Source organism: Halodesulfovibrio sp. MK-HDV, assembly GCF_009914765.1.
In the GTDB taxonomy this organism is placed as follows: domain Bacteria; phylum Desulfobacterota; class Desulfovibrionia; order Desulfovibrionales; family Desulfovibrionaceae; genus Halodesulfovibrio.
The window spans coordinates 61,324-86,304 of record NZ_WYDS01000011.1; the positions used below are offsets into that span (position 1 = coordinate 61,324).

A 24,981-nucleotide genomic window follows, 5' to 3' on the forward strand; every position below is an offset into this window, starting at 1 on the left:
GTTACGAACAAATTCAAGTATACTGGTGCTACAGGGAGTTTTTTTATCTCTAAAAAAGGGTCAACAATAAACAAGCTCACTTGGCTAATTACAATAACAGTAGCAACTAACCTCGCTAAAAACCAATTATTTCTTCAACTGTTAGATTCTAACGAAACAGCTCGGCTCAGCAAATCACATAATACTTGCTCAGCCCTTGCAGTGTCTACGTTAACAGCAACCTCGACCTTCAACTTGGTTGCATAATCAGCAGTTTTGCACAAAGAATCTACATCCTGTGGAAAAAGTTCGTATCCTTCTAGAAACCTTACTATGTCTGCATTCATATATCTGTATGTACATACTGACGTGTCCAGTAGAGCGAGTATGGTTAGGGGGTCATGCATGTGTGCACCAACCAATTTCCGCTCAAAAATACTCCACTCAAGCCACGGTTCAATGTTACGTATTAGAGTTTTTCCTAAAGTCCCATGTGCAGCTAATTTAATTTTTTGCATATGCACATTTCGTAAATAAAAATGGCTTGTGACATTGGCTGTAATAAAACGAACCGGAATATCAGCCTTCAACACTTCAACGGTCGCCTGTTTATCGTACCAGGTATTAAACCTAAGCGTTGTTTCCCATATTTCCGGTGGAATATCCGCAGTATCCCATTCGAATGCCAACTCGCCTTCCTGTGGCTCAAACGAGCCACCCATATGAATGACTTCGTTAATAAGCGGAGCAATATCCGGATCTTTTTGTAATGCTAACGCAAGGTTAGTAAAGCTGCCTAATGCTACCACCACTATCTTGTTTGGATTAGCCCGCACAGCATCAATCAGTACATCAACTCCTGACGGGAGTGTGGAAACATCTACAGCCGGAACCTGTGGCGCATTATCCCAGTAAGCCGTCCATGCGCTGTACGCTTTTGCTTCCAAGAATTGGTGATGCGCCTCTCTATCACCGGAAAGGGGCGTTTCCGCCCCCAACCCTACAGGAATATCAGTAATTCCGAATTGCTTAAGAAGATACAGAGTGTTTTGCGCCGCCTCATATGCCCTGCAATTACAGGCCGAAGCAACAATGGCCTTCACGTCTACCTTTTCTGACACAAGGCTTACAATAAGCGCTATGCCATCATCCAGATCACGCACAGGCATTCCAAAAGCATTGTCTGTATCAATAACAAGCGGAATTGCGTCACTATTTTTTAAGAACATGCTCTTCCCAGCCTTGTTCCAATGCTTCCAGCCACTCAGAAGGGATCTCTGGAACTGCTACAGCACTCAGTTCAGCAGGCTTCAGCGTTGCTTGGCCAAGGTCAACCTCAGCAAACTGCGCTACAACCTCTGGGGATAATTTGTTCATATCCAATACAGGAAAATCACCCCAGATATTCGGAGAAAACTTCGAAAGTTGTGCCTCAGGGGAAAGTAAATAGTTCATAACAATAAGTGCTCCGGATTTGTTTGAAGCATTCTTCGGAATAGCCGTAAAATGGGTGTTGTAAATAGAGCCTTCTTCCATGACGAAAGTGCGGACACTTTCAGGATATGTTCCGTCTATGACACGGTTCTGTGCATGAGTCGGATGGTACGCCATCATCACATCAATTTCCCCGCGAGAGAACAATGTAGCCTGAAATGCTGGATCTTTCGGATATGCTCTTCCTTCCTGCCACAGGTACGGTGCAATATCGTTAAGGTATGCCCAAAGCTTTGGTGCATTAGCGTCAAACAACGCCTGATCAAATCCATTTGCATACTGCTCATGCCCGCCAGTTACTGCATAAAAAACCTGACGGATGAATGCGGAACCTGTGAAGTCCGGCGGAGACGGGTATGTAAATTTACCAGGATTCTTCTTCACCCATTCTTGTAATTCAGCAAATGACTTTGGAGGATTCGGCGTGCGCGCACTGTCGTACTCAAAAACAAATTGTGCACGACCATACGGTGCCTCATACCCATCCACCGGGTATCCAAAATCTGTCGCAGCTTCGTCAGGATTCACATATGCCAAATAGTTTGGAAGAAGCGGCGTGACAGGCCCTTCTATCAGATCGGCCTTACGGGCATTCTTGAAATTTTCACCATTTATCCACAGCAGATCAATGCTGCCTGTGGATTTTCCAGCACTCTTCTCAGCCAGCATTTTATTCATAAATACTGGAGCACTCATAGGCACTCTTTCAACCGTTACCCCGTACTGCTCTTTCACAGCAGGAGCGATGACATTGTCTATCCAGTCGTTGACGTTATTCATGCCACCATACATGTAAAAACGTACGGTCGTGTCTTTTGCACGAGCCACATGTTCATCCCAACTGATATCCGTTGTTGCCTGCTGCTTCTCTTCTGCACCGCAGCCCGCTGCCAACAAAAGCAGCAAGCATACCGCTCCCGTTGCAAAAAAACGAATAAATTGTTTCACAAATCACCTCGGTTTGTTGAACGCCAGATATGCCAGAGGCAACTGACTAAAGTCATTTCTTCAGATTAAGACCATGCGCCCAATGCACCGCTTCAATCTTACACGCACAAGAAGAACTAAGGTAAGAAGTAGTTACGACTCGGCATTACCATTGCAAAACGAGTTTTCTCATGCAATCTGAATCTTAGTTTCAGTATTATTGATATTGCTGATAAATAACAACCACCGACTTGCATTTTTCCTTATCATTACACATAGAAAAAGGCACTCTATCTAATAAGAATAGAGTGCCTTTATAGATTCAGCTGACTTGTATCAACTAAAACAGACTTAAAAGCATCTTTGTTGCCACAACAAGCAGTAATGCAGCAAAAATTTTAGTTAATTTTGCAACAGGAAGAGAGTGCGCGAGTTTGGCTCCAAGAGGAGCTGTAAACCAACTGGCACTGATGATACCGAGAAGCGCCGGAACATAAACATACCCGAAAGAGTATGCAGGTGTGGATGGATCAGAAAATCCAGTTGTCACATACCCGATTGTCCCAGCAAGCGCGATTGGCAATCCGATGGCGGAAGCAGTACCAATTGCAACACGTAACGGCACGTTACAGAAAGATAGGAACGGTACAGACATAGTACCACCACCGATACCTACGATGCTGGACACCATACCGATAATACCACCAGCACCTGTAATGCCAACAGTTCCCGGGAGTTCACGGCTGGCTTTCGGCTTGATACCAAACAACATCTGCGAACCTACGTAGTACAAGAAACAAACAAAAATACCTTTCAACAGGCTGGAAGACATACGGGAAGCAACTTCTGCTCCCAGCAAGCCACCAATAATAATACCCGGTGTGATCATACGGAACACATCCCAACGCACTGCACCACGCTTATCGTGCGCTCTAAAACTTGCAATCGAGGTAAAGATAATTGATGCGAGAGAAGTACCCAAAGCAAGGTGCATCAGCACATCCGGAGAAATTCCTTGTAATGTAAAACTAAACACCAGCAACGGAACAATAACCAGCCCGCCGCCAATACCGAGCAAACCTGCCAGCACACCTGCAAATGCCCCGACAGCCAGATATAAAAGCACCACTGAAATCATAGAAGTTCTCCATTCTCATTACAACAAACGGGGGGGCGAGACACTACCCTTCCCCTTCCAATTCGGAAAGCGCTAGCGATTCAACATACGCTATATGCTCATACATTTCCTTGCGTGCCGTCTCAGGATCTCTATTCTCAAGCGCACGCAAAATACGTTCGTGAGTCTCAATAGCCCAGTGCCTGCGATGACTGTTTTCCAAAGTAAATTCTAAACTCTGCGACACAATATCATGAATTCGCGTGACCATCTCCAGCATAACGCTGTTTCTGGTTCCGGCTGCAATTAACTTATGAAATTCACAGTCTGCCTCAGAGCCTTTGCGCCCCTGACTTATTTCATCAATCTGTTCATCCAGAACCCGTCGCAGTTCAATCAATTCGTCTTCCGTAATATACTGTGCTGCAATTGCGGCTATCTGCGGTTCAATAACTTTTCGTAATTCGAGCACTTCCACATACCGGCACTTATTTCTATCAAGAGCTGCCGAAACAGGCTTCCTGCCCTGTGCTTCTTCAATTCTTCGCACATATGTACCGTCGCCTTGTCTCGAAAAAACAAGTCCCTGCTCTTCCAGCTTACGCAAAGCTTCACGTACCCCGTGACGCGATACTGAAAAAATTTCCGCAAGCTTACGCTCTGAAGGAAGCCTTTTACCCGGAAGAAATTCTCCACGAGTAATAAGATCACGCAGCTGATCCGCAATGTTTTCATGCACTCGGCGCTGCCTTGTACTATTATTGCTAGTTCCCTTTTTGGACGACGTCATACCTACTCCTTACGTATTGCAGCTCACTATACCATGAGCAGGCTCACCTCAGCCACTTGCATTGGTCAGACCAATACGAACGTGATAGCAAGCCCAAAATCGTCTGTAAACAAAAAAGACATCTGTTGTGTATTCTCAAATACATTCAAAACAGCCAATTGCAGGATATCTCTTTCGTTTTACACAAGAATCTAAAATCCAGTGTACGCTTTTGCCTACAAAAAAAGCCAAGTTTCGACATGCATATTGCAAATCAAAACTTGGCTTTTCTTATGTGATTACATTCTTCACTATTTGTAACTTCTACCCTTCCAAAATATGCTCAAGTGCTGTGGAAAGCAGCACTGTCACATGATCATCTGCAAGGGAGTAATATACATTTTTCCCAACCTTTCTGTACCGCACAAGTTTAGCGGTTCGTAATAATCGCAGCTGATGTGAAACAGCAGGTTGGCTCATTCCGATAATCGTAACAAGGTCACAAACGCATAGTTCGTGATGCGACAACGCGTTCAGGATACGCATGCGTGTCCCGTCGCCTAAAATTTTAAATAATTCTGAAAGACTATTCAGGTGCTCACTAGGAGGCATGGCTTCTCGAACTTTCGCCACTGCTTCATCATGAACACATGTAATTTGGCAAACAGGTGTAAGTTCTGCCACCCGCTCCTCCTGCAAAGTTAGTATGCTACAGAATAAATCTGATTAACGGTGATGATACTTTAGTCTACTGATAAAGTCTATTTAGCCAGCTTCGAAAAAAGAAAAGCTATTTACTCATGTCTACAGCGCAAATAGGAACCGCTGCACGTACCAGTGTTCCCTCACCGTTGAGAGATAAAATATCCAAGCTACCGTTAGCAAGTTCAATCCGTTCGCGCATACTGCCAAGCCCGACACCTGCTCTTGAACAATTATCCACAGCAAAGCCTACACCGTCATCCTGTACATACAGTACACAGTTATTGCCTTCCTGCTTGATGTGGAGCGAAATATTATTACCACGACTATGTTTTGCCGCATTGGTGAGCGCTTCTTGAGCCACGCGGAAAAGAACTGTTTTCTGCAACTCACTGAAAATTTGTTCAGACAAGTCAAAAGTACCGGAGAAAGAAAAGGAGGGATGCAGAATAGATGCTTCGTTCAACAACCAGCGCAAGGCAGAAATAAGCCCTAGATCATCAAGAATTGTCGGACGAAGCGCCATAATGATGTGGCGTAATTCAACAATTGCACCTTGCAACAGTTCAATCATTTTGCCGAGCCGTGCAGGAGCAATTTGCGCTCCCCGTTCCATACGCGCCACTTCACTTTCCAATAAATACTTGATGCCGGAAATGGTCTGTGCTGTGCTGTCATGCAACTCACGTCCGATCCGCTTTCGCTCGTCTTCCTGTGCTGAAAGCACCCGTTTTGACAGCAGCTTCATCTGCTCTGCCGTACGTTTTTCAAACGTGATATCTTCCGCATATATCGCGACAGCGCTAATATCCAGACTCTCGGTAAATACGGGAAAAAAAGATACATTCCAGCATCGGCTCACATCCGTTTCTATATGCTCTGCCATCCCCATCACCAACACAGCATCAAAAGCACCGCGCCATGCATCTGCAACGCGTTCACTCAAGATATCAAAAATATTCACACCGTCTGCAGACTGTCCCACGCATTTAAATTCCTGTCCGGCGGCATGGTTCATGGTAATAACCTGCCCATCCGGATCAACAAGCAACGCGCAATCACCCATCGCATTCATTAATGCTTTCAGGTTATTTTTGTGCTCATGCACCTTACGCTCTGCTTCGATCCGTTCACTGATATCAATAATAAATGCGTAAACGAGTAGACGGCCTCTGTTCTTAGCGCCGACAAAGTGAACTTCAACATACTTCATTTCACCATTTGCCTGACGATGAAGCGCAGTAAATGACACCTGTCCGGAACGCCTCACTTCATCAATTCTGTCGTGAACGGCTGAAGTAGACATACCCGTTATCTTCTGCAACGGCTGACCGATCATATCACCCTGTTCATATCCATAAAATTCTGCCGCACCGCTGTTCGCTTCTTCTATTTCGAACGTGGCGGTATCCCACAATAAGCGAACACCATGCTTGTTCAAGAAAATATTGCGGAACCGTTCTTCACTTTCCACAAGCGCCTGCTGCTGGCGTTTGCTTCGCGCAACTTGCTCTTCCAGTGTGTTGTTCACTTTTGCAAGAATGGTGGTGCGTTCTTTTACCCGTTCTTCCAGTTCATCACGGGTTTGTTTTAACCCTATTTGCGCTGTTTTCTGGTGCGTAATGTCTGTAGCGACATACAAATAGACGGTTCCTGCACCATCAGCTTTAACTATCTGTGTACGAGTCTCAAACCACACGTATGTACCGTGTTCGCTTAATTTGCAGCACTCGCCATTTGTTTCTTGCTGTCTTTCCCTAACAGCAAACACATTTTGACCGACACAACGCCACAGGCTCGTTTTCTTTTGTGTAAGCCTTTTAGCGTTGGCACCTTCGAGCGAACCGAAATATTGTTCAAAACGGTCATTCCAATACATGGGACAACATGTCTCAGAAAACAATGCAATCGCCATAGGGCCTGAATCCAGTACCTTTAGCAACAACTCATATGGCAAAACAGATTGCGACGACGGCACTGTATCCGTACAGCTAGGAACTTCAGCATCACAAATATACTGCGCAACAAATGCCTCAAAGTCGTTTGCACTTTGTTGTTTGTCCGCATTGCTTTTTATACGCCCATTCTTTCCTGACACACCTGACATGCAATTCTCCAATAATAATTTCGGCTCTTCGGCTACTCATACTCATACGGAAAATAAGGTTAATTGCAATACGTTACGCGACTTTCTAAAACGTTTGGTCATAGTATTTTGATTCTATAATAACCACAAAACCGCTCTTTATTCGTACTCTTGAACGGTAACACACTCTTATTAATAGTTATAATAACAAAAACACCCCGCAAAGAGTAGTCTCTGCAGGGTGTCATCTGTTTCACAAAACATTGCATGACCTCCTTTAAGAAAGGAAATCACCAAGGATGTTTATCTTATATCAGTGCTAAACGCTTACGCTGGCCATCAGCTCTGTGGCTAACAAGGCAATACGATCCGGATCATCGCTGGAGAGCAGCTCCTGCAATGCTTCGAAAGGCAACATAGCGCTGTCGTAATCAACAGTTAATGTTTGCGTAAAAATGTTCAGATTGGTCTTCTTAATGGCAGAACTTCCACCTTTGGCTGCATTCTGCAATTCCGGGAACTTAGGATGATTGCGGATAGCTAAGCTAACTTTAACCTTCAACCTACCCGGAGTATGTTGTTTTACTGTAAGATATTCTTTTAACTCTGCTAAAACACGTAAATCCATTATACCAAGTCTCCTGCGAGTTACTCGTATCAGAAGCAATCTGACTTATTACAAATGAGAATATTTCTAAAATAAAATGCAGTGGTTCATTACCACTTCAACCAGTTATTTGCAAACCACATCAAGGCTGTTTAACCATGCTTAATTACAACAAATCGATGATATGGAACATGACAAGGAATTGTAACTTTCAATGTTCCTACTGTTATTTTCCCCATACAAACGGCAAAATAACTGATCCAGTATCTACTGACACGCTTTTAGATTTTCTTAACAATAAAAATGCCCGTTGGTTAGTGGGAATGACAGGTGGAGAGCCTTTCATTTATCCTGATTTTGTTTCTCTATGTGAACAAGTTACGCAAAATCATTATATTGGTGTGGACACAAACCTAAGTTTATCTACTCAGATAGCAGATTTTGCAAAAAGAATTTCTCCTTCACGCGTTAATGATATCTATGCATCTTTGCATATAGAAGAACGTGAAAAAAGAAATGCAGTACCACAATTTATAGAAAATTATCATACACTTGCCGATGCAGGGTTCACCATTAAAGTTAACTATGTACTGCATCCTTTAATGGAAGATCGATACGCTGCTGACGTCGAATTTTTCAAAAAAAATGGTGTTCCTATTACGCCCCGTCCATTCAAAGGTATCTACAATTCATTAAAATACCCGCAAAACTACTCTGCAAATATCAAAAGCATCTTTGCTAGTCATCCGGGAGCAGGAACCAAAATGGTGTTCAACTTCCGCGGTGTTGACTGTAAAAGTGGTCATTCTTTCATTCGTATGGAACCGGACGGAACAATCTTACGCTGTCCGGGAGACAGAACCGTACTCGGTAACATTCATAATGATGTCTCCCTCAACGCCGGTGCCACACCTTGCGCCGTTGACAGATGTCCATGTCAGGGAATCAACTATGTGGACCTTAATCCTGCCGAGGGATGGTTCATTGAAGGAATGCGCTCGTTTCTCACCGGATCAGAAAAAAAACGCCGCTAATGCCTTCCGCCAAACACTCGTCTATGACAGCGAGCACTCCAGCGCACTGAACAACATTGGAATCTTTGCACACGGCAATGGAGACTATGCTCACGCCAAACGACTTTTTGAACACGCAAACAGCATCCATCCACACATTCCGCTGTATAAGCAGAACCTTGCCATAATAGAAGATCTTATCAGTGAGCAAAGACTATCTCCTGACCATCCTGAAATCAGCGAAATAGTACGCCCGAGCGCTACAACAGCCGAACATTTTGTCGCAACAGGACAAGCAATACCGCTGTCGGAAGAAAAATAACGTTTCACCACGGGCTCTTACAAAAACAATAATACTATTTTTTTCTGTAATGATTCACAGACTTAGATACTTGCATTCACTGTGAACATCTTACCAAGGTGCGGTAATTACTCATGAGTTCTACATACAATATCCTCATGTATTCCCACGATACATACGGACTTGGGCATATACGAAGAACAATGGCTATTGCACGGAATTTAAGTGCGCCCGGCGTTAATATTCTTATTCTGACAGGGTCTCCCATTGCCGGTCGCTTCCCCATTCCGTTCGGTGTCGACTTCGTCCGCATCCCCGGTATGATCAAGCAAAGCAATACCGTCTATGTGCCGCATTCCATTAAAGTTGATCCACAAAAAGCTTTGGAAATACGGCAGGAAATCATCACTGCCACTGCAAAGTCTTTTGACCCTGATCTGTTCATTGTGGACAAAGTTCCTGTGGGTCTCAAAGGGGAAGTACTCCCAGTACTCCAATGGTTTAAAACATCACGTCCTGACACTAAAGTAGTGCTGGGATTACGTGACATTTTAGACGATTCAGCATCTACCCGTGCAGAGTGGAATGAAAAAAACTACTTCAACGTACTGGATTCCCTATACTCCGAGATATGGATTTACGGACAAGAAAATTTTTACAACCCGATTGTTGAATACGGCCTTCCCCCTTCCATCAGCAACAAGTGTGTCTTCACCGGCTACATACCTCGCCAGACACCCAATCGAAAAATCACACTCAAGCAACTTATGAATGGAAATGGAAACGGAACAGCTGATTCCAGCAAGCTTATTGTTGTAACCGCCGGAGGCGGAGGCGACGGGTATCACATGCTGGATACCTATCTAACAATGATAGAAGAAACACCGGACATTCCATTTAAAACCTATATGGTTTCTGGCCCGTTTGTTCCGCAGGACTTGCAAGACTCGCTTGCAAAACGAGCAAAAAAATGTGGTGTCATTTTCGCCACTTTCCATAAACGGTTGGAAAAGATCATGGCGGCAGCTGACCTTGTAGTGAGCATGGGCGGGTACAATACTATCTGCGAAATTTTATCACTCAAAAAACCATCGCTCATTATTCCTCGGGAAAGCCCGCGACTTGAACAGCTCATCCGTGCACGCGTATTACAATCCGCAAAACTGGCAGACTATATCAAATGGGATTGCCTCACCCCATTAGCACTGCGCGAAAAATTGGTCACCATGCTGGAAGACTCTTCACAGTATGAGCAAAGTATTAACGAATTTTCCATGACCGGACTAGAGATCATTCGCTCACGACTCTCCGCATTTAAAGGGGACACCATCGATGCATAGCGTACCTACACTGGGTATGATTCTGAAAGGATACCCGCGCATCTCTGAAACTTTTATCTCCAACGAGATCAAACTATTAGAAGAACAAGGCTTTACTATTCACATTTTTTCAATGCGAAAACCGCGTGAAACATTTTCACACAAATCAGTAAAGTCAATCCACGCACAGGTAACATACTTACCGGAATATCTTTCTCTAGGCTTCCCGCGTCTGCTGTGGAACACGCTTTTATGTGCCCTGCTGCACACTCCGACGTTCTGCAAGACGTTCAAATTCTTTCTTTCCCGCTTCTCAGGAACCGCGAAAGTCCACACGTGGGTTAAGCATTTTATGCAGGCATGTGTGGTCGCCAATACGGTTCAAGCAAAAAACATTACCCATCTCCACAGCCACTTTGTGCATACTCCGACATCCGTTGCCATGTACGCAGCCAAGCTTGCGAATATTCCGTTCAGCTTTACCGCCCATGCAAAAGATATCTACACTCAGAAGCCGGAACGAGTTGCAGAAAAAATGCAACACGCTCTTTTTGCTATCACCTGCACAAAATACAATAAGCTTGCGCTGGAAACCATTGCCAGATCATACCCCCGCCCCTAATGCTCCGCCCCGTTATGCATTGGCTCCGATAGAGGACGGCTCTCCGGTTCGAACTCCGCAACCCGGCTACTGCCCAATCCATACAATCTACCACGGCATAGACTTGTCCCTCTTCTCTACAAATAAGAACGGACTTACAAACCACCCTCCCTATTCAATTCTCACGGTGGCACGTTTGGTGGAAAAAAAGGGACTTTATACAATTCTGGAAAGCCTTCGCCTCCTATTTTTGCGCAATCTTCCCTTCAGATACACGCTTATCGGTGAAGGACCATTGTTAGAAAAGCTTGAAAGCATTGTGTACCAATATGGACTCACTGATTTTGTAGAATTTACAGGCACGCTTCCTCACGAGGAAGTACTGCGCCATTACCGCAAAGCCGATCTTTTTCTTCTGGGATGCACCACCGCGCAGGATGGCGACAGAGACGGCATTCCCAATGTGCTGGCAGAAGCCATGGCAATGGGAGTTCCTGTAGTTGCAACCCGCGTGTCTGGAATCCCTGAACTTATAGAACACAACAAGTCCGGTCTTCTTGTTCCTTGTGACAATGCAGATGCACTGGCGAATGCCACGGAACAGCTACTTACCAACGAAGCACTTCGTCAGACCATCATATCCGGTGCCGAACGTAAGGTTCATAAAGTATTCAACAACAGACAGCTGATTATGGAGCTTGGGGATATATTTGAAGAAAATGGCATTGTTCGGGAAGAAGCAGACACCATGTCAGAAATGGAGTGGTCATCTTCATGAAAATTGCGTTCTGCACCCCGTTCAAACCACTAACACATCCACGCATATCCGGAGATGTGACCATTGCAGAAGACTTAGCAACATTTTTCAAGACTCAAGGGCATGACGTATGGATAGTTCCACAAGTATCTACACGCTATATCTGGAAAACCCCTCGTAACTGGGGGCAAGCATACGCAACCGCGCAGCTTGTAAAAGAGATACTGCAAAGTAATGAAAAGCCCGATGTATGGTTTACCTATCATTCGTACTATAAGGCTCCGGACATTTTAGGATCTCTGGCAGCAAAAGAAGATATTCCATATACGATTTTTGCCCCGTCCCATGCGCCCAAGCGAAAGAAAAGTTGGAACACCAAGCCGGGGTATTATCTCAATAAAAAAGCGCTGCAACAGGCAACGCATATTTTTGCAAACAAACATCGAGATCTGAAAGGGTTACAACAGATTATCCCTTCCAGCCGTCTAACATTCATCCCGCCCGGTATCCAGACAACTAAGTTCACACGGGATGAAACATTGCGCGAAAAAAATCGCACTGTATGGAATGCAACAAACAGCATTGTCGTGCTGACAGTTGCCATGCTGAGAGAAGGAACAAAATCGGAAGGCGTAGAGCATGTGATTAACGCTTGTCATGATCTGATCTCTCAAGGGCATGACATTCAGCTGGTCATCGCGGGAAACGGCATAATGCGCGCGTATCTCGAAAAAAAAGCTCAGCAATTGTTGCCGAACCGATACACCTTTCTGGGTACTGTTCCTTCAGAACAATTACCGCAAGTCTATTCCAGTTGCGATATTTTTGCCTTTCCCGGCATCCATGAAGGACTTGGAATGGTATATCTGGAAGCCCAAAGCTGCGGCTTACCAGTCGTTGCATGGGATCATGATGGTGCCCCGCAAGTTGTGAAGAATGGAAAGACAGGCATCATTACCCCGTCGTACGACCACAACGCTTTTACTCAAGCAATTGCCAGACTGGTAGAATCGAAAGAATTACGAAGAACCATGGGCACGGCTGCAACAACACATGCTGTGACCAATCATAATATCCAACATAACTATGAAGAAGTAGACGCAAAGCTTCGTGTCATCACAAGAACAACATCATAAGCCAACTACTCCACCCCAGAGGTTGCCATGAAACAAACACATATTGGTCTCCTACGCCACGCTCCCACAGGCTGGAATGCCATGAAACGAATTCAGGGACAATACGATGTTCCGCTTCCGCAAGAAAGTTACGAAGTCATTGACGGATGGATTCCCTCCATCATGCAGCATCCGTGGACACGAATCCTCACCAGCGATCTATCCCGTGCATACTTCACCGCATTAGCATTGAACAAACATTTGAATATCCCGTTTGATCTTGATTCTCGCTTACGGGAGCAGGACTGGGGCGCATGGACTGGTGATTCAATTCGCCATCTGCGTGAAATTGCCCCTGAAGAAGTAGCGCGTCAGGAAGCAGCAGGATGGGAATTTACACCACCAAGCGGTGAAAGCAGAACAAAGGTTCTCAACAGAACGCTTGAGGCATTGCATGATGCAACCCTCCGCTGGGAAGGGGAAAATATCCTCATCGTGACCCACTATGGTAATATCGCAATCCTAGCCAACCATCTTATGCATAAAAATTTTCTTCCCGAGGAAGGAAGGCTTATTGAAAAACATGCCCTGCATCGTCTTGTTGCAGAGCAAGCCACACCGGAATCAACTCAATATTCTGTGTTAGCCCTTAACGAGGTGCTCTAATGCGCATTGTTCACTACTGCCAGCATGTGCTTGGCATGGGGCATTTTTTCCGTAGTCTGGAAATAGATAAAGCACTCGAGGGGCATGATGTAACCCTCATTACAGGTGGTACTCCTTTATCCATCACCTATCCGCCTCATGTGCAGGTTATTGAGCTACCCTCACTCTCCATGGATGAAGAGTTCGGTGCATTCATTCGTACAGACAAAGACGGCACCAAATATGTTCTCACAGAACACGAGCTTGATGCCATTAAAGCGCAGCGCACAACGATTTTAACAGAGTCACTCAAAGCATTGCAGCCGGACATTTTTCTTGTGGAACTTTTCCCCTTTGGTCGTAAGCAATTCAGCTTTGAACTTATGCCTGTTCTGGAACTTTCAAAACAAAACGCCTTCCCCAATATGAAGACAGTGTGCAGCGTGCGGGACATCCTTGTCGAAAAAACAAAACAGCAGGAATTTGAAGAGCGTGTTCTTTCTATTTTGAACACCTATTTTGCTGCTGTCCTCGTGCATACTGATCCAAAAGTGATCACGCTGGATGCAACCTTTCCCCGAATCAACGACATCAAAATTCCAATTTACAATACTGGATACATCACACCGCTGCCTCACAACATCAGCCCTAAAGCAGTTCGAGAATCACTCTCCATTGCACCGGATACGCCGTTCATTCTTGGTAGTATCGGCAGCGGGTCAGTGCATCCGGAAATTATGGAACAACTTGCAGCCGCATCCATTCAACTCAACAATTCAACGCCCCATAAACTCCTCATATCCACTGGTCCTTTTATGCGGCAAGACAGCCAAGTACGCATTCAACAGCTCTGCGATCCACACCCGCATATTACTGTCACCGATTTTATTCCGGATTTCATCAATCATCTCAGCGCAGCTGACATCTCGTTGAGCATGGCTGGATACAACACGACCATGAATTTACTCGCAGTAAACACCTACGGATTGGTGTATCCGTTCGATCAAAATCGCGAACAACGTATGCGTTCAACAAGTCTGGAACAGCTCGGAGCACTCAAAATTCTTGAACAGGAAGACATGCAGTCAGATCACCTTTGCAATCTACTCACGCAGCACATCAACACCCCAGCACCGCCACCGAATCATCAAGTTGATCTACAAGGGGCAGCTGAATCTGTTCGAATATTAGAGCAATTATTGAGTCATAAAGCAGCAGGGTAAAGACAACCTTTCAAAACGCAACACTGTCAAAGATAGCTTTGCTGCAAAACAATTATGTTGAAAGATAATTTTGTGCATTTTTAACCTATTGGAGGCAGTGAGACTATGGCAAAACAACGACCGTATATTTCAGCGCTATGGCATGCAGTGCCTTCCAATATTCTAGCATTACTTGCACAAACTATTCAGGCAGGCGTAGAAGCGCACGCAGAAAACGGCCATCCTATGGGAGAAGTGCCTACAATCTTTTTCCGCGCGGATGACGTAGCCATTCCATCAACTCCATGTCGAAAAATGCTGCAAATTTTTGCAGAGCACGACACACCGCTAGCACTGGCTGTCGTACCTGCATGGAGCACAAAAAAGCATGTTGAGGCTCTTCAGTCTGTATCACCAAACAAAAACCACCTGTGGGGCTGGCACCAACACGGTTGGTCACATGTAAACCACACAACGCATGGTCGTAAGTGTGAGTTTGGTAGCGACAGACTTCATCAGACATGCGCAGAAGAATTGCAGAAGGGGTATGAAACCCTGACATCGCTATTCGGAGAATCTTTCTCTCCTATCTTCACCCCGCCGTGGAACAGAATTTCAGATTCAAACATCCAAATTTTACAAAACATCGGTTGTAAAGCCATCTCACGTGTCTCTTCTGCACCCCATCAAGAAATTCTGCCGGACATTCCGGTAAATGTTGATCTGCACACCCGTAGCGAGCTCACGGCGGCAAGTGGCTGGAATGAACTTCTGGCAGAGTTGCGCTCGGGCATTGCTTCCGGTCGATGCGGCGTCATGCTGCATCACGATAGAATGAACAGTGCTGCCGAAGAATTTTTGCAACGCCTTCTGATAATTTTACAAAGCTACCCTGTCCGACCTGTTCCCATATATTCCTATATGCTATGATGGCGATTACTCATGATTTTGCTCAACCATAGAACACAATTTTACAGCATGCAGTCAAAGATTGTTCCTTTTATTGCGTAGCTTCAGAGAACATTCTTCTCTACTAAAAATCTGGGTTGTATGTTGAGCAGCAACTGTAGGGATAGTTATGCCGGAAAAAACATCACGCACCGGATTTTTCACTCAAGACGAAAGCCATCGTATCGGCTTTCCGTGGAGTAAATCATTCGACTTTGCGGTTCAAAATTTACGCAACCGATTCACCCGCTCTCTCATCACCATGAGCAGCCTTATCCTCGCGGTTGCCTTTCTTGCGTTTATTCTGGTTAACCTGAATATCGCGACCGGACTTGTTCAATTCGGTGGAACCCAATTTGCGTCACTCCTCACAGAAATGGGGTTTGATGTTGATACCGCCCTCGGCACTGTAACAACAGGCCCCAAAGAACGCTGGATAGTCCTCCTCTCTCTTCTCGTATGTACTGTCGGCATCATCAATGCGCAGCTTATGTCCGTTACTGAACGCTTCCGCATTATCGGTATATTCAAATGCCTTGGTGCACTTGATTCTATTATTCTCAGACTATTCCTTATCGAAGCAGCAATCATCGGCATTATCGGTGCAGCCATCGGAGCAGCCGCAGGGATCGCTTTTGCGTTCCTAAACGGGCTGGTCAATTTCGGTGTCGCGTCCCTAATTCTTGTTTCACTGGCCGATGTATTTGTCTCATTTCTTATTGCAACAGCTACCGGATTTACGCTGAGTATTATCGGCGTATTGTACCCCGCAATCCTTGCAGCACGCATGGAACCAGTAAAAGCACTTAACGCACAGCACTAGGAACTACGCATGACACGCACGCTCTCACAGTCCAAACGCAACCGTATGCTCACTGCTTTATGGTACCTGTTGCGCAAGCCGCATAAAGCGCTGAAATCTATTTATCGCGATAGGCATGACACGCAATGGTGGCAGCAATACGTTACGAAATCATACGGACTGGGACTCGGTCTGCCACAGGTGGATCTGCTTGAGCTTATACCGGAATTTGAAGAAACAATTACGCCGTATGCCATGCTGGAAGCCGCAGCAACGCCTATGGACATTGCCCTGCTAAAAGGACTGGCCCGATCATATGACGACTGTGACTATCTGGAAATAGGCAGATGGCGCGGTGAATCTATTACCAATGTGGCACCGCATACCAACACTTGCTATTCCCTGAGCCTTTCCCCAGCGCAACAGTCACAAGCAGGATTCAGCAATTCCATGATCCGGCAGGATGGATTTTTTATTACACCTGAGCAGTATCCCAATATTACATGTATTAACTGCGATACACTTTCATTCGATTTTTCAACCCTTACAGAAAAATTTGATCTTATTTTTGTCGACGGTGATCACCACGCAGCAGCAGTCACCAGTGACACTCAAAATATTTTCCCTCTGCTGAAAGACGATGACTCGATGATTGTATGGCATGACTACGCCGACTCACCGGAAAAAGTTCGTTGGGCTGTTCTGGCAGGTATTATGGACGGACTGCCACCGGAAGAGCACCGGAACCTGTATCATGTATCCAACACTCTTTGCGCCATCTACACACGAAAAAAACTGTCAGCAACGTATCAGGAGTTTGCCATAACTCCGGATAAATTTTTTGAAGTAACCATCCGCGCCCACAAGCTGGAAGCACCGGCAGCAGCGCACAGCCAGGGAGAGGCTCGATGGAACAAAAGCAGATAATTGTCCGAGTTGAAGGCGTTAAAAAGACCTTTAAGATGGGTAAACAACACGTGCATGCACTGCGTGGTGTCAATCTGGAAATCTACGCTGGTGAGTACCTTTCCATCATGGGCTCTTCCGGTAGCGGTAAGACGACGTTGTTCAATATGATCGGCGGGCTGGATAAACCGACCGAAGGAAAAGTCTTTATCGATGAAGTGGATATTTCGCAGTTGGATGCCTATGAACTGGCATGGCTGCGTAACCGCAAAATCGGATACATATTCCAGACATTCAATATTATTCCGACTTTGACCGCGTTGGAAAATGTCACCCTGCCTATGACCTTTGCAGGCGTGCATAGTGATGCCGCAACAGAGAAGGGACTAGAACTGCTTGACCTTGTAGGACTTGGTTCACGCCATCAGCACAAGCCTCTGGAATTATCCGGTGGCCAGCAGCAGCGTGTCGCCATTGCACGTTCCTTCGCGAATGATCCTGCCATTATTCTTGCGGATGAACCTACAGGCAACCTCGACCAGCGCACCGGTGAAGAAGTCATCGAACTGCTGCGAACTCTGTGCAGAGAACGCGGGGTAACCATCATTACCGCTACACACGATTACAAAATGATCAATGTTTCTGACCGAGTTGTATGGGTCAAAGACGGACGTGTTGATAGAATAGAACACCGCGACGAACTGAATGTTTCTCTTGGAACAATCGGAGAGAAGGAGCGCTAATGAACTCCATCTTCGCCATACCGGCTCGCAAGGTCTTATCCTCGTTATGCATAGCTATGCTTTTTGCATCTTGTTTTGTGTTCTGCTTCACCGTTCAAGACAGCTTTGCTAAAAAAAGTTCAGACAGTGCCAAACAGTTTAGAAAGACAACCTACGCTCTTTCTTTACTCCATGACAGATTCACAGGATCGCAAGGAGTAAAAGAGGCTGCACGCTTTATCCATGACCATTTTAAAGCAGATTTTTCGAATCACAAGTCTGTCAAAACTGGCATTCAATCCTTTCTTCTCCCTGTTACACATTTCAAAATTGGCACTCTTAAACGAGCTGGTATCATAAACCAGCAACCAGTAATGCTTCCGCCTTTGCGCCTGAATGCTGTCACTCCGCCAACCACGACAAAGGAAGGTATAACAGGCCACATTATTTACGTTAAGAACGGTGACCTTGTTGAGTTCAATGGCAAGGACGTACAAGGTGCCATTGTCATAATGAATCTGGCATCAGGGAAGAACTGGGTCAACGCTGCACAACTTGGCGCATCAGCCTTATCTACGTTGATGACGGGCATATGACACCACCAACAAAAGCTCTTTTTAATGACAAATTTGAGCTCACACCTATCGACTTTCCCCGCTTCTGGATTTCACATCAAAAAGCGGTAGAACTTTTTGGCGATCTCGACGCGCTCTATGATCAAACCATGGCGCAAAATCAAGAAATCAAAGTGACTGTCTCTGCCAATGTCCAATGGGTTCAGGCAGAAGGTGAAAACGTATGGGCTTTTATTCCCGGAACAGGGGAAGACGCTGATAAAGACTATATGCTCGTTGAGGCATTCTACGACACAGGCGCTTTCGTTCCAGAACACGCCCCGGGAGCAGATGAATCAACTTCCATCGCCACGCTCCTGTCCATTGCTGAACGTCTTGGCGACAATCCGCCTAAAGAATCTGTTCTGTTGCTTGCCACATCCGGACACTCCCAGAGTAATGCCGGAATGCGCTCTTTTGCGTCGCTATTAGCACAATCACTGGGCAACATAAAAAAACTATCCACAGGTCTTGCACAAAAAGCTTCTGACACACGAGACACCATTGCAATTCTCAACAATCCAAATCTGCTGGATACGCCGCAATCACTATCCACTTATTCTCCAAGAGAATGTGAGTTGCTCCGGCTTGCACTCGACTCCGTATCCAAAACACAAGCAGACATGTACACACGGGAAGTTTCACAACTGCGCCTTGCCGCAACCGGCTCAGAGGAAGACAACAGCCGTATTAAAGAACTCGCAGCAAAACGGCTGGAGCTTCGTAATCTCCTCTGGTTAAGCTCCAAACAGCAAGCAACGCGCCCTATTCCACCAGAAGAACTTACAATATTACGCAGTCTATTGTCGCTTGCCACTGCAGAACAGCAGGAACGGTTCGCCGACCTCGTCATTCGTTTACGCAGTGCAGAAAGCAAACGGCTTTTAAAAGAAGCAATTGGCGAACGCACATTACAAGCAGGTTTCGGGCTCTATCTTTCTACCCACAGTTCTGGTGTTGGGGGATTTACCCGAGGCTACTTATATGAATTAAAAGCGAGCATTAATCGCACATCGTTCTTCGGACCATTATCGGAAATGGTAACGGAACATGCCAAAAAATTACCGAACTATGACGAACTATGGCAGGATTCACTACACCCGACTCCGACAACGCCATGGCAAAGTTATCTTCCAGACAATCCGAAGTTCAGTAGCGAAGTTTTAGCTATTGCCGGTTTCCCGATGATCAGTCTTGCGTCTCTGCACGATTTCCGTCCGTTGTGGGGAACTCCGTACGATGTTCTGGAAGCCACAGATCAAGAATACGCACTGATTCAAAATGAATTTATTACGTCACTCATTACAACAATAGCAAACAACCCCCTGCCTGTTATTGATCGAGGCAGAAACGGCTCTGCCACACTGGGCGGAAGCGTAAACTTACAGCGTCAGGGTGAACCGTTTCCAGATAAACCTGCGGTGGGTACGCTTGTTCTTGCCTATCAAGGACCTACCCGTTTTTACTCCATGGTTAATACAGATGGCAGCTTTGATCTTCCGGGACTTGCAACATCCCAGTTCACTGTGCACAAAGCTGTCATTGAAGCCTATAAAATAAATCCTGAGACCGGCCTTGCCGTATGGGCAGTGGATAAACCGACTACCGGCAAAAGCAACTATCGTGTAAAAATGCGCCGCAATAACATGGGGACACAGCTCACCATGTTTGACTGTGCGCAAACTACGCTATTTAACCTGCTTGATGCTCGAACACTTGCGTATCTGTACCGAACAGAGATTATTGATGCGCGGACTGAAACCAGCCCGTTACGTTTCTGGTATTCTCGTCTGGATACACGCAGTTCAACACTGGGGACATTCTTCCTTGAACCGGAAGTACCCTTCAAGCTCACACTTTCGGACACCGTTCTCGGTAAAAAAGTTCTTCTGTTAAATAACACTCCAGAAGATCCGCTGGGTAAGGGATACCTCATCAGCGAGTGGCCTGTTATTCCGTTTACTGAATACCATGCAGCAAAAGACATGTGGACGCTGCTCATTCCACGCATTGCAAATCTGGAAAGCAAAGGTATTCACAACGAGCGTATATCCAGTCTCTACAGCCAGGCACAACTGCTTTTAAAGCAGGCAGATGAATACTATACGCAAAAAGACTGGGTCGGTTTGCTTAACACATCCCGCGCATCACTTGCGACAGCTTCGCTTGTGTACAACGATATTGAAGGAACCCAGCGAGACGTTCTCTCCGGCGTGCTCTTCTACATTGCGCTGTTTGTACCGTTTGCCTACTGCCTTGAACGACTGCTCTTCGGGTATGCTTCCATCTATAAACGAATTCTTGCATTCCTCGGACTGCTCACAGCCACAATCCTTGTGGTCTATTTTGTACACCCTGCATTCCAACTTACATACAGCCCGCTCATTGTAATTCTAGCATTTTTCATCATTGGGCTTTCGTTCCTTGTGTCGATGATCATATTCCTCCGCTTTGAGCGAGAGATTAAGAATTTTCAGGAGCAATCGCACAATATACGAGTTTCTGAAGCGAATAAAAGTGCGACCTTTACTGCTGCGATGGCTATCGGAGTGAGTAACTTACGCCGCAGACCGTTGCGTACTGCGTTAACTATTGCAACGCTTACCATTCTGACATTTACCATTATGAACTTTACCTCTACCAAAAGCATCCGTACTGCCGGATGGGTAGAGTTCAGCAACTCTGCTCCATATTACGGATTACTGCTAAAGAACCCGAACTGGCGTGATATGCCGGTAGAAACACTGCAAATCACCACAGATTTGTTTGGAGCTGAGGGAATATTATCCCCGCGTGTATGGCTTGAAATCCAAGACAAAACACGCGCCCCGTTCCTGCCTGTGGAATATAACGGCAAGGAATCAGTAGCACGTGCACTCATCGGGCTTGCTCCTTCTGAAACAGAGATGAGTACGATAAGTAAGCATCTTATCTCCGGGTCATGGTTTGAGGAAAGTGATCAGCACGCCATTATTCTTCCTGAAGAAATTGCGACCCAGCTTGGCATAACCTACATCGGTGCAATTGCTCCTGAAGTTCTCTTTTGGGGGATACCTTACACCGTACGTGGCATCATAAAGAACAAAGCACTGGCCGAAAGTAAAGATCTTGATGGCGAGCCAATCACGCCGATCATTTACCCTAACATTGCCGCTTCCGACCTAAGTGATACTGAGGCTGAAGCACTCAATCGAGGGGAAGACCTCTTACGTTACGAAAGCCGGTACGAACATATAAGTGGCGCACGCACCGTTATTATTCCTGCACGAACACTTTTATCCGAAGGCGGCTCACTTAAAGCTGTCGCCATTAAAACAGGGAAAGATAAACCGGACGATGTAAACCATGGTCTGCTAAATCTCGGCTACCGCTTCGGTATGCTTATATTCAGCGGCACCACTTCTGGTACATATCTGTACTATGCCTCTAATTTTATCAGCTACAGTGGTCTTTCCACTATCCTGATTCCTATTGGCATTGCTGTACTGATTGTTCTGAACACTATGATCGGTTCAGTGTATGAACGCCGCGGTGAAATCGGCGTTTACACATCTGTCGGACTGGCACCGTCCCACGTGGCTTTCCTCTTTGTCGCAGAATCTCTAGCCTTTGCGGTCATCAGCGCAGTGTTCGGTTATCTCATAGCGCAAACGGTGTCCGGCTTTATGTCCGGCACGGAGCTGTGGGCTGGCATGACTGCTAACTATTCCTCCACTGCCGGTGTTATGGCTATGTTGCTCATCATAATTGTTGTGCTCATATCCTCCATCTACCCTTCCAGAATTGCGTCAGAAATTGCCATTCCGGATGTCACACGAGCATGGAAACTGCCAAAACCGGAAGGCGATGTTATGCGCATCGAATTGCCATTCCTTGTAAGAAGCTCTGAACAGGCCTTCGCCGGAGGCTTCCTGTACGAGTACTACCATGGACACGCGGACATATCGCATGGGGACTTCTCAACTGAAGACATCACATGCTCTTTCCTGCCGCCCGATGATCTTGTTGAAAAAGGACTCATACCAGACGCAGTACAGCAGGATGCCGCAGGTGACGCATGTCTTACTTTCGATTTTAAAACGTGGCTTGCCCCGTTTGACTTTGGTGTACGCCAAAATGTGCAGCTTATCATGTGTCCTTCTGAATCGCATCACGGTTTCAAAGAAATTCATGTAATCCTGACCCGCGAAGCAGGAGAAAAACGCGTCTGGCAAAATCTGAATAAGCCATTCCTGCATGGTCTGCGGAAACAACTTCTTGTATGGCGTTCTATCGAAAAAGGCTCACGCAAAAGCTATGAAGATGACTTTAAAACTGCCTTTGCTGAAACAGGAAAAGAGATTCCGCATACAGCGATGGAGACCAAAGGAGACAGCGCATGAATACATTACGACTCCCCGCTCTAGCCTTTGCCATTCTTCTCGGCATACTCATGTGCGCAGCAGGGCCATTCAATACCGCATGGCTTGGCGGTACACCGCTTGGTGGTGGACATTTTCCACTTGCACCGTTTTTCATCTCATTCTTTTTATTTATTGGCACAGCAATTATTGCCACATCAACAAACACAAAACCTATACTGAATGGTACTGAGCAACTTGTCACATGGCTCTTTATGGTCATCGGTATAGGTATCGGATATTCCGGACTGGCAGAATCATTCTTCCTTAATATTACTGCACCGGTTTATTACCAGACTGGTGGATACGGCTGGGTAAAAACACTCACTCCTTACCTTCCAGACTCATGGTATATGAACGACCCTTCCGTGGTGAAACCGTTGTACGAAGGATTCATCGGCGGACGGAACATGAGCCTCCTGCAAGTTGTTCAACAGATCCCTTGGGTAGCGTGGACAGGTGTTCTTACATTGTGGGGACTATTCATCATGATGGCGTACCTCACCATGCTTTGCCTCGTTAACCTGTTCGGCAGACAATGGGTAGAAAACGAACGCGTCAACTTTCCTCTCCTGCGCGTGCCGCAGTTTTTGAGCGATGCTTTGGACTCCGGTACAATGCGGGAATTTCTGACCAATAAATTCCTGCTCTGGGGCATTGGTATTCCAGTATTTATTCACATGATTAATGGGCTGAGCTACCATTATCCGTCCATTCCTCAACTGCCAATGATCGTACTTGCCGGACAATATTTCCCGAAATATGGGCTCTTTTCCGGTTTCAACAAGCTGCAACTGTTCCTTGTTCCGGCATACATCGGCTTTGCCTTCCTCGCCACACGGCAAATCGCGTTCAGTTTCTGGTTCTTCTATATCTTCGGTGCTCTTTTTATGGGTATCCTGTATGTACTGGGATTCAATGTTCCTCAATCTGCCATGGGCATTAACTTCGGACCAAACCTTGCGCGCCCGGCAGAAGCTATGGTCATGGGCTCTACCCTGATTTTCTTTTTGTTTATTCTCTGGCTCGCACGTGAGCACCTCGTTAATGTTTTTAAATCAGGCTTACGAAATACAGATGTTCATCAAGGCGAAATTATACCTGCAGCATGGTCTTTATGGGGCGCAGTTGCCGGTATCGCAGCCATGATGGTTTGGTGCCGATGGTTCGGTATGTCCATTGGTGGTTCCGTGGTAATGCCTGTCATCTTCTTTGTAATCTTACTGGTTATTTCCCGCGTCATCACTCAAGGCGGGCTGCCACAGTTTATGCTTACTGCTGCACCTTCCGACGGTGTTACCGGTATACTTGGAACCCGCTTCCTTGGCGTAGCTGGTATTGCCCTTACGGCTGTGATGCAAAAAATGATGTTCCTTGATGTTCAAGAATCCCTCATGCCGAACCTTGTGCACGGCAACAAGATTTCCGAAAACACAAAAAGTAAACGGCGCTTCTTCCTTGCGCTGACAATTCTTCTCGCCCTGTGCGTCTGCACCGCATTCTGCTCCATGCTCATTCTTGGATACAAAACAGGACTGCGTGATCTTCAACTCGAAGTTCAATCACAGTCCATATTATCCATCTATGAAAATGCAGGCAGATTAATTGATGCACCACTGAGCGCCAACTCGTGGACCACATCTTTCGCTATCATTGGTGCCATATTCATGGGCGTACTTGTATTTTGCTTCTACAAGTTCCCTTGGTGGCCGCTTCATCCATTAGGTTTTATCGCAGCGTACAGCAAAAGCATGCGCATCCTGTGGGTTTGCTTCTTCCTCGGGTGGCTCTGCAATTATTTGGTACTGCATTACGGGGGCACAGCTCTCTATCGAAAGATTCAGATGGTATTTGTGGGGCTTGTTATCGGTGACATGCTTATGGGCGGCGTATGGGCTATCGTGAGTCTCTTCTCTGGAATTGTGTATCCAGTATTTCCGGTACTTGGGGGATAG

22 protein-coding genes are annotated in these 24,981 nt (G+C 45.9%); 15 read left to right on the plus strand and 7 right to left on the minus strand.

Annotated features, from left to right (window positions below; genetic code table 11):
* Positions 1–134: 134 nt before the first annotated feature.
* The 7 genes from MKHDV_RS10120 to MKHDV_RS10150 all read right to left on the minus strand — a co-directional run bounded on the left by MKHDV_RS10120 (position 135) and on the right by MKHDV_RS10150 (position 7,702).
* Positions 135–1,208 carry a nucleoside hydrolase gene (locus MKHDV_RS10120; RefSeq protein ID WP_160714890.1) on the minus strand — a complete coding sequence of 358 codons (1,074 nt, stop codon included), beginning with the start codon at positions 1,206–1,208 and terminating at the stop codon, positions 135–137.
* A complete protein-coding gene (locus MKHDV_RS10125) occupies positions 1,192–2,421 on the minus strand; it encodes an ABC transporter substrate-binding protein (RefSeq protein ID WP_254060453.1) in 1,230 nt (409 codons plus the stop codon). Before MKHDV_RS10125 ends, MKHDV_RS10120 begins: the two co-directional genes overlap by 17 nt.
* A gap of 319 nt (positions 2,422–2,740) precedes the next feature.
* Positions 2,741–3,538 (minus strand): sulfite exporter TauE/SafE family protein, encoded by a 798-nt coding sequence (locus MKHDV_RS10130; protein ID WP_160714892.1) that lies wholly within the window; start codon positions 3,536–3,538, stop codon positions 2,741–2,743.
* A 43-nt stretch (positions 3,539–3,581) separates the two neighbouring features.
* Positions 3,582–4,307 (minus strand): FadR/GntR family transcriptional regulator, encoded by a 726-nt coding sequence (locus tag MKHDV_RS10135; RefSeq protein WP_160714894.1) that lies wholly within the window; start codon positions 4,305–4,307, stop codon positions 3,582–3,584.
* 303 nt (positions 4,308–4,610) lie between these two features.
* Positions 4,611–4,970, minus strand: a complete 360-nt coding sequence (locus MKHDV_RS10140) for a helix-turn-helix transcriptional regulator (RefSeq protein WP_160714896.1) — start codon at positions 4,968–4,970, stop codon at positions 4,611–4,613.
* A gap of 106 nt (positions 4,971–5,076) precedes the next feature.
* Positions 5,077–7,095: a PAS domain S-box protein gene (locus tag MKHDV_RS10145; RefSeq protein WP_160714898.1), complete on the minus strand. Its 2,019-nt coding sequence runs from the start codon at positions 7,093–7,095 to the stop codon at positions 5,077–5,079.
* Between the two features lie 298 nt (positions 7,096–7,393).
* Positions 7,394–7,702: a hypothetical protein gene (locus MKHDV_RS10150; RefSeq protein ID WP_160714900.1), complete on the minus strand. Its 309-nt coding sequence runs from the start codon at positions 7,700–7,702 to the stop codon at positions 7,394–7,396.
* A gap of 170 nt (positions 7,703–7,872) precedes the next feature.
* Between MKHDV_RS10150 and MKHDV_RS10155 the strand changes: the two genes are divergently transcribed.
* From MKHDV_RS10155 to MKHDV_RS10220, 15 genes are all read left to right on the plus strand, one after another.
* Positions 7,873–8,715, plus strand: a complete 843-nt coding sequence (locus MKHDV_RS10155) for a radical SAM protein (protein ID WP_160714902.1) — start codon at positions 7,873–7,875, stop codon at positions 8,713–8,715.
* Positions 8,666–9,016, plus strand: a complete 351-nt coding sequence (locus MKHDV_RS10160) for a tetratricopeptide repeat protein (RefSeq protein ID WP_160714904.1) — start codon at positions 8,666–8,668, stop codon at positions 9,014–9,016. The genes MKHDV_RS10155 and MKHDV_RS10160 overlap by 50 nt, the downstream gene beginning before the upstream one ends.
* 113 nt (positions 9,017–9,129) lie before the next feature.
* On the plus strand, positions 9,130–10,335 hold the full coding sequence (locus tag MKHDV_RS10165) for a glycosyltransferase family protein (RefSeq protein WP_160714906.1): 1,206 nt from the start codon (positions 9,130–9,132) through the stop codon (positions 10,333–10,335).
* A complete protein-coding gene (locus MKHDV_RS18930; RefSeq protein WP_254060454.1) occupies positions 10,328–10,936 on the plus strand; it encodes a hypothetical protein in 609 nt (202 codons plus the stop codon). The genes MKHDV_RS10165 and MKHDV_RS18930 overlap by 8 nt, the downstream gene beginning before the upstream one ends.
* Entirely contained in the window at positions 10,911–11,693 is a 783-nt protein-coding gene (locus MKHDV_RS18935; protein WP_254060455.1) for a glycosyltransferase, read from the plus strand. Before MKHDV_RS18930 ends, MKHDV_RS18935 begins: the two co-directional genes overlap by 26 nt.
* The gene (locus MKHDV_RS10175) at positions 11,690–12,808 is read left to right on the plus strand and encodes a glycosyltransferase family 4 protein (RefSeq protein WP_160714908.1); all 1,119 of its coding nucleotides are present in this window, start codon (positions 11,690–11,692) and stop codon (positions 12,806–12,808) included. The genes MKHDV_RS18935 and MKHDV_RS10175 overlap by 4 nt, the downstream gene beginning before the upstream one ends.
* Positions 12,809–12,835: 27 nt before the next feature.
* Complete coding sequence (locus MKHDV_RS10180; protein WP_160714910.1) at positions 12,836–13,453, plus strand: histidine phosphatase family protein; 618 nt, start codon at positions 12,836–12,838, stop codon at positions 13,451–13,453.
* Positions 13,453–14,655 (plus strand): glycosyltransferase family protein, encoded by a 1,203-nt coding sequence (locus MKHDV_RS10185; protein WP_160714912.1) that lies wholly within the window; start codon positions 13,453–13,455, stop codon positions 14,653–14,655. Before MKHDV_RS10180 ends, MKHDV_RS10185 begins: the two co-directional genes overlap by 1 nt.
* A gap of 105 nt (positions 14,656–14,760) precedes the next feature.
* Positions 14,761–15,564 carry a DUF2334 domain-containing protein gene (locus MKHDV_RS10190; RefSeq protein ID WP_160714914.1) on the plus strand — a complete coding sequence of 268 codons (804 nt, stop codon included), beginning with the start codon at positions 14,761–14,763 and terminating at the stop codon, positions 15,562–15,564.
* 148 nt (positions 15,565–15,712) lie between these two features.
* Positions 15,713–16,405 (plus strand): ABC transporter permease, encoded by a 693-nt coding sequence (locus MKHDV_RS10195; protein WP_160714916.1) that lies wholly within the window; start codon positions 15,713–15,715, stop codon positions 16,403–16,405.
* A 9-nt stretch (positions 16,406–16,414) separates the two neighbouring features.
* On the plus strand, positions 16,415–17,311 hold the full coding sequence (locus MKHDV_RS10200; RefSeq protein ID WP_160714918.1) for a class I SAM-dependent methyltransferase: 897 nt from the start codon (positions 16,415–16,417) through the stop codon (positions 17,309–17,311).
* Positions 17,293–18,033, plus strand: coding sequence for an ABC transporter ATP-binding protein (locus MKHDV_RS10205; protein ID WP_160714920.1), 741 nt, complete (start codon positions 17,293–17,295; stop codon positions 18,031–18,033). The genes MKHDV_RS10200 and MKHDV_RS10205 overlap by 19 nt, the downstream gene beginning before the upstream one ends.
* On the plus strand, positions 18,033–18,608 hold the full coding sequence (locus MKHDV_RS10210; protein ID WP_160714922.1) for a hypothetical protein: 576 nt from the start codon (positions 18,033–18,035) through the stop codon (positions 18,606–18,608). The genes MKHDV_RS10205 and MKHDV_RS10210 overlap by 1 nt, the downstream gene beginning before the upstream one ends.
* Positions 18,605–23,008: an FtsX-like permease family protein gene (locus MKHDV_RS10215; protein WP_160714924.1), complete on the plus strand. Its 4,404-nt coding sequence runs from the start codon at positions 18,605–18,607 to the stop codon at positions 23,006–23,008. The genes MKHDV_RS10210 and MKHDV_RS10215 overlap by 4 nt, the downstream gene beginning before the upstream one ends.
* Positions 23,005–24,981, plus strand: coding sequence for a DUF6785 family protein (locus MKHDV_RS10220; RefSeq protein WP_160714926.1), 1,977 nt, complete (start codon positions 23,005–23,007; stop codon positions 24,979–24,981). The genes MKHDV_RS10215 and MKHDV_RS10220 overlap by 4 nt, the downstream gene beginning before the upstream one ends.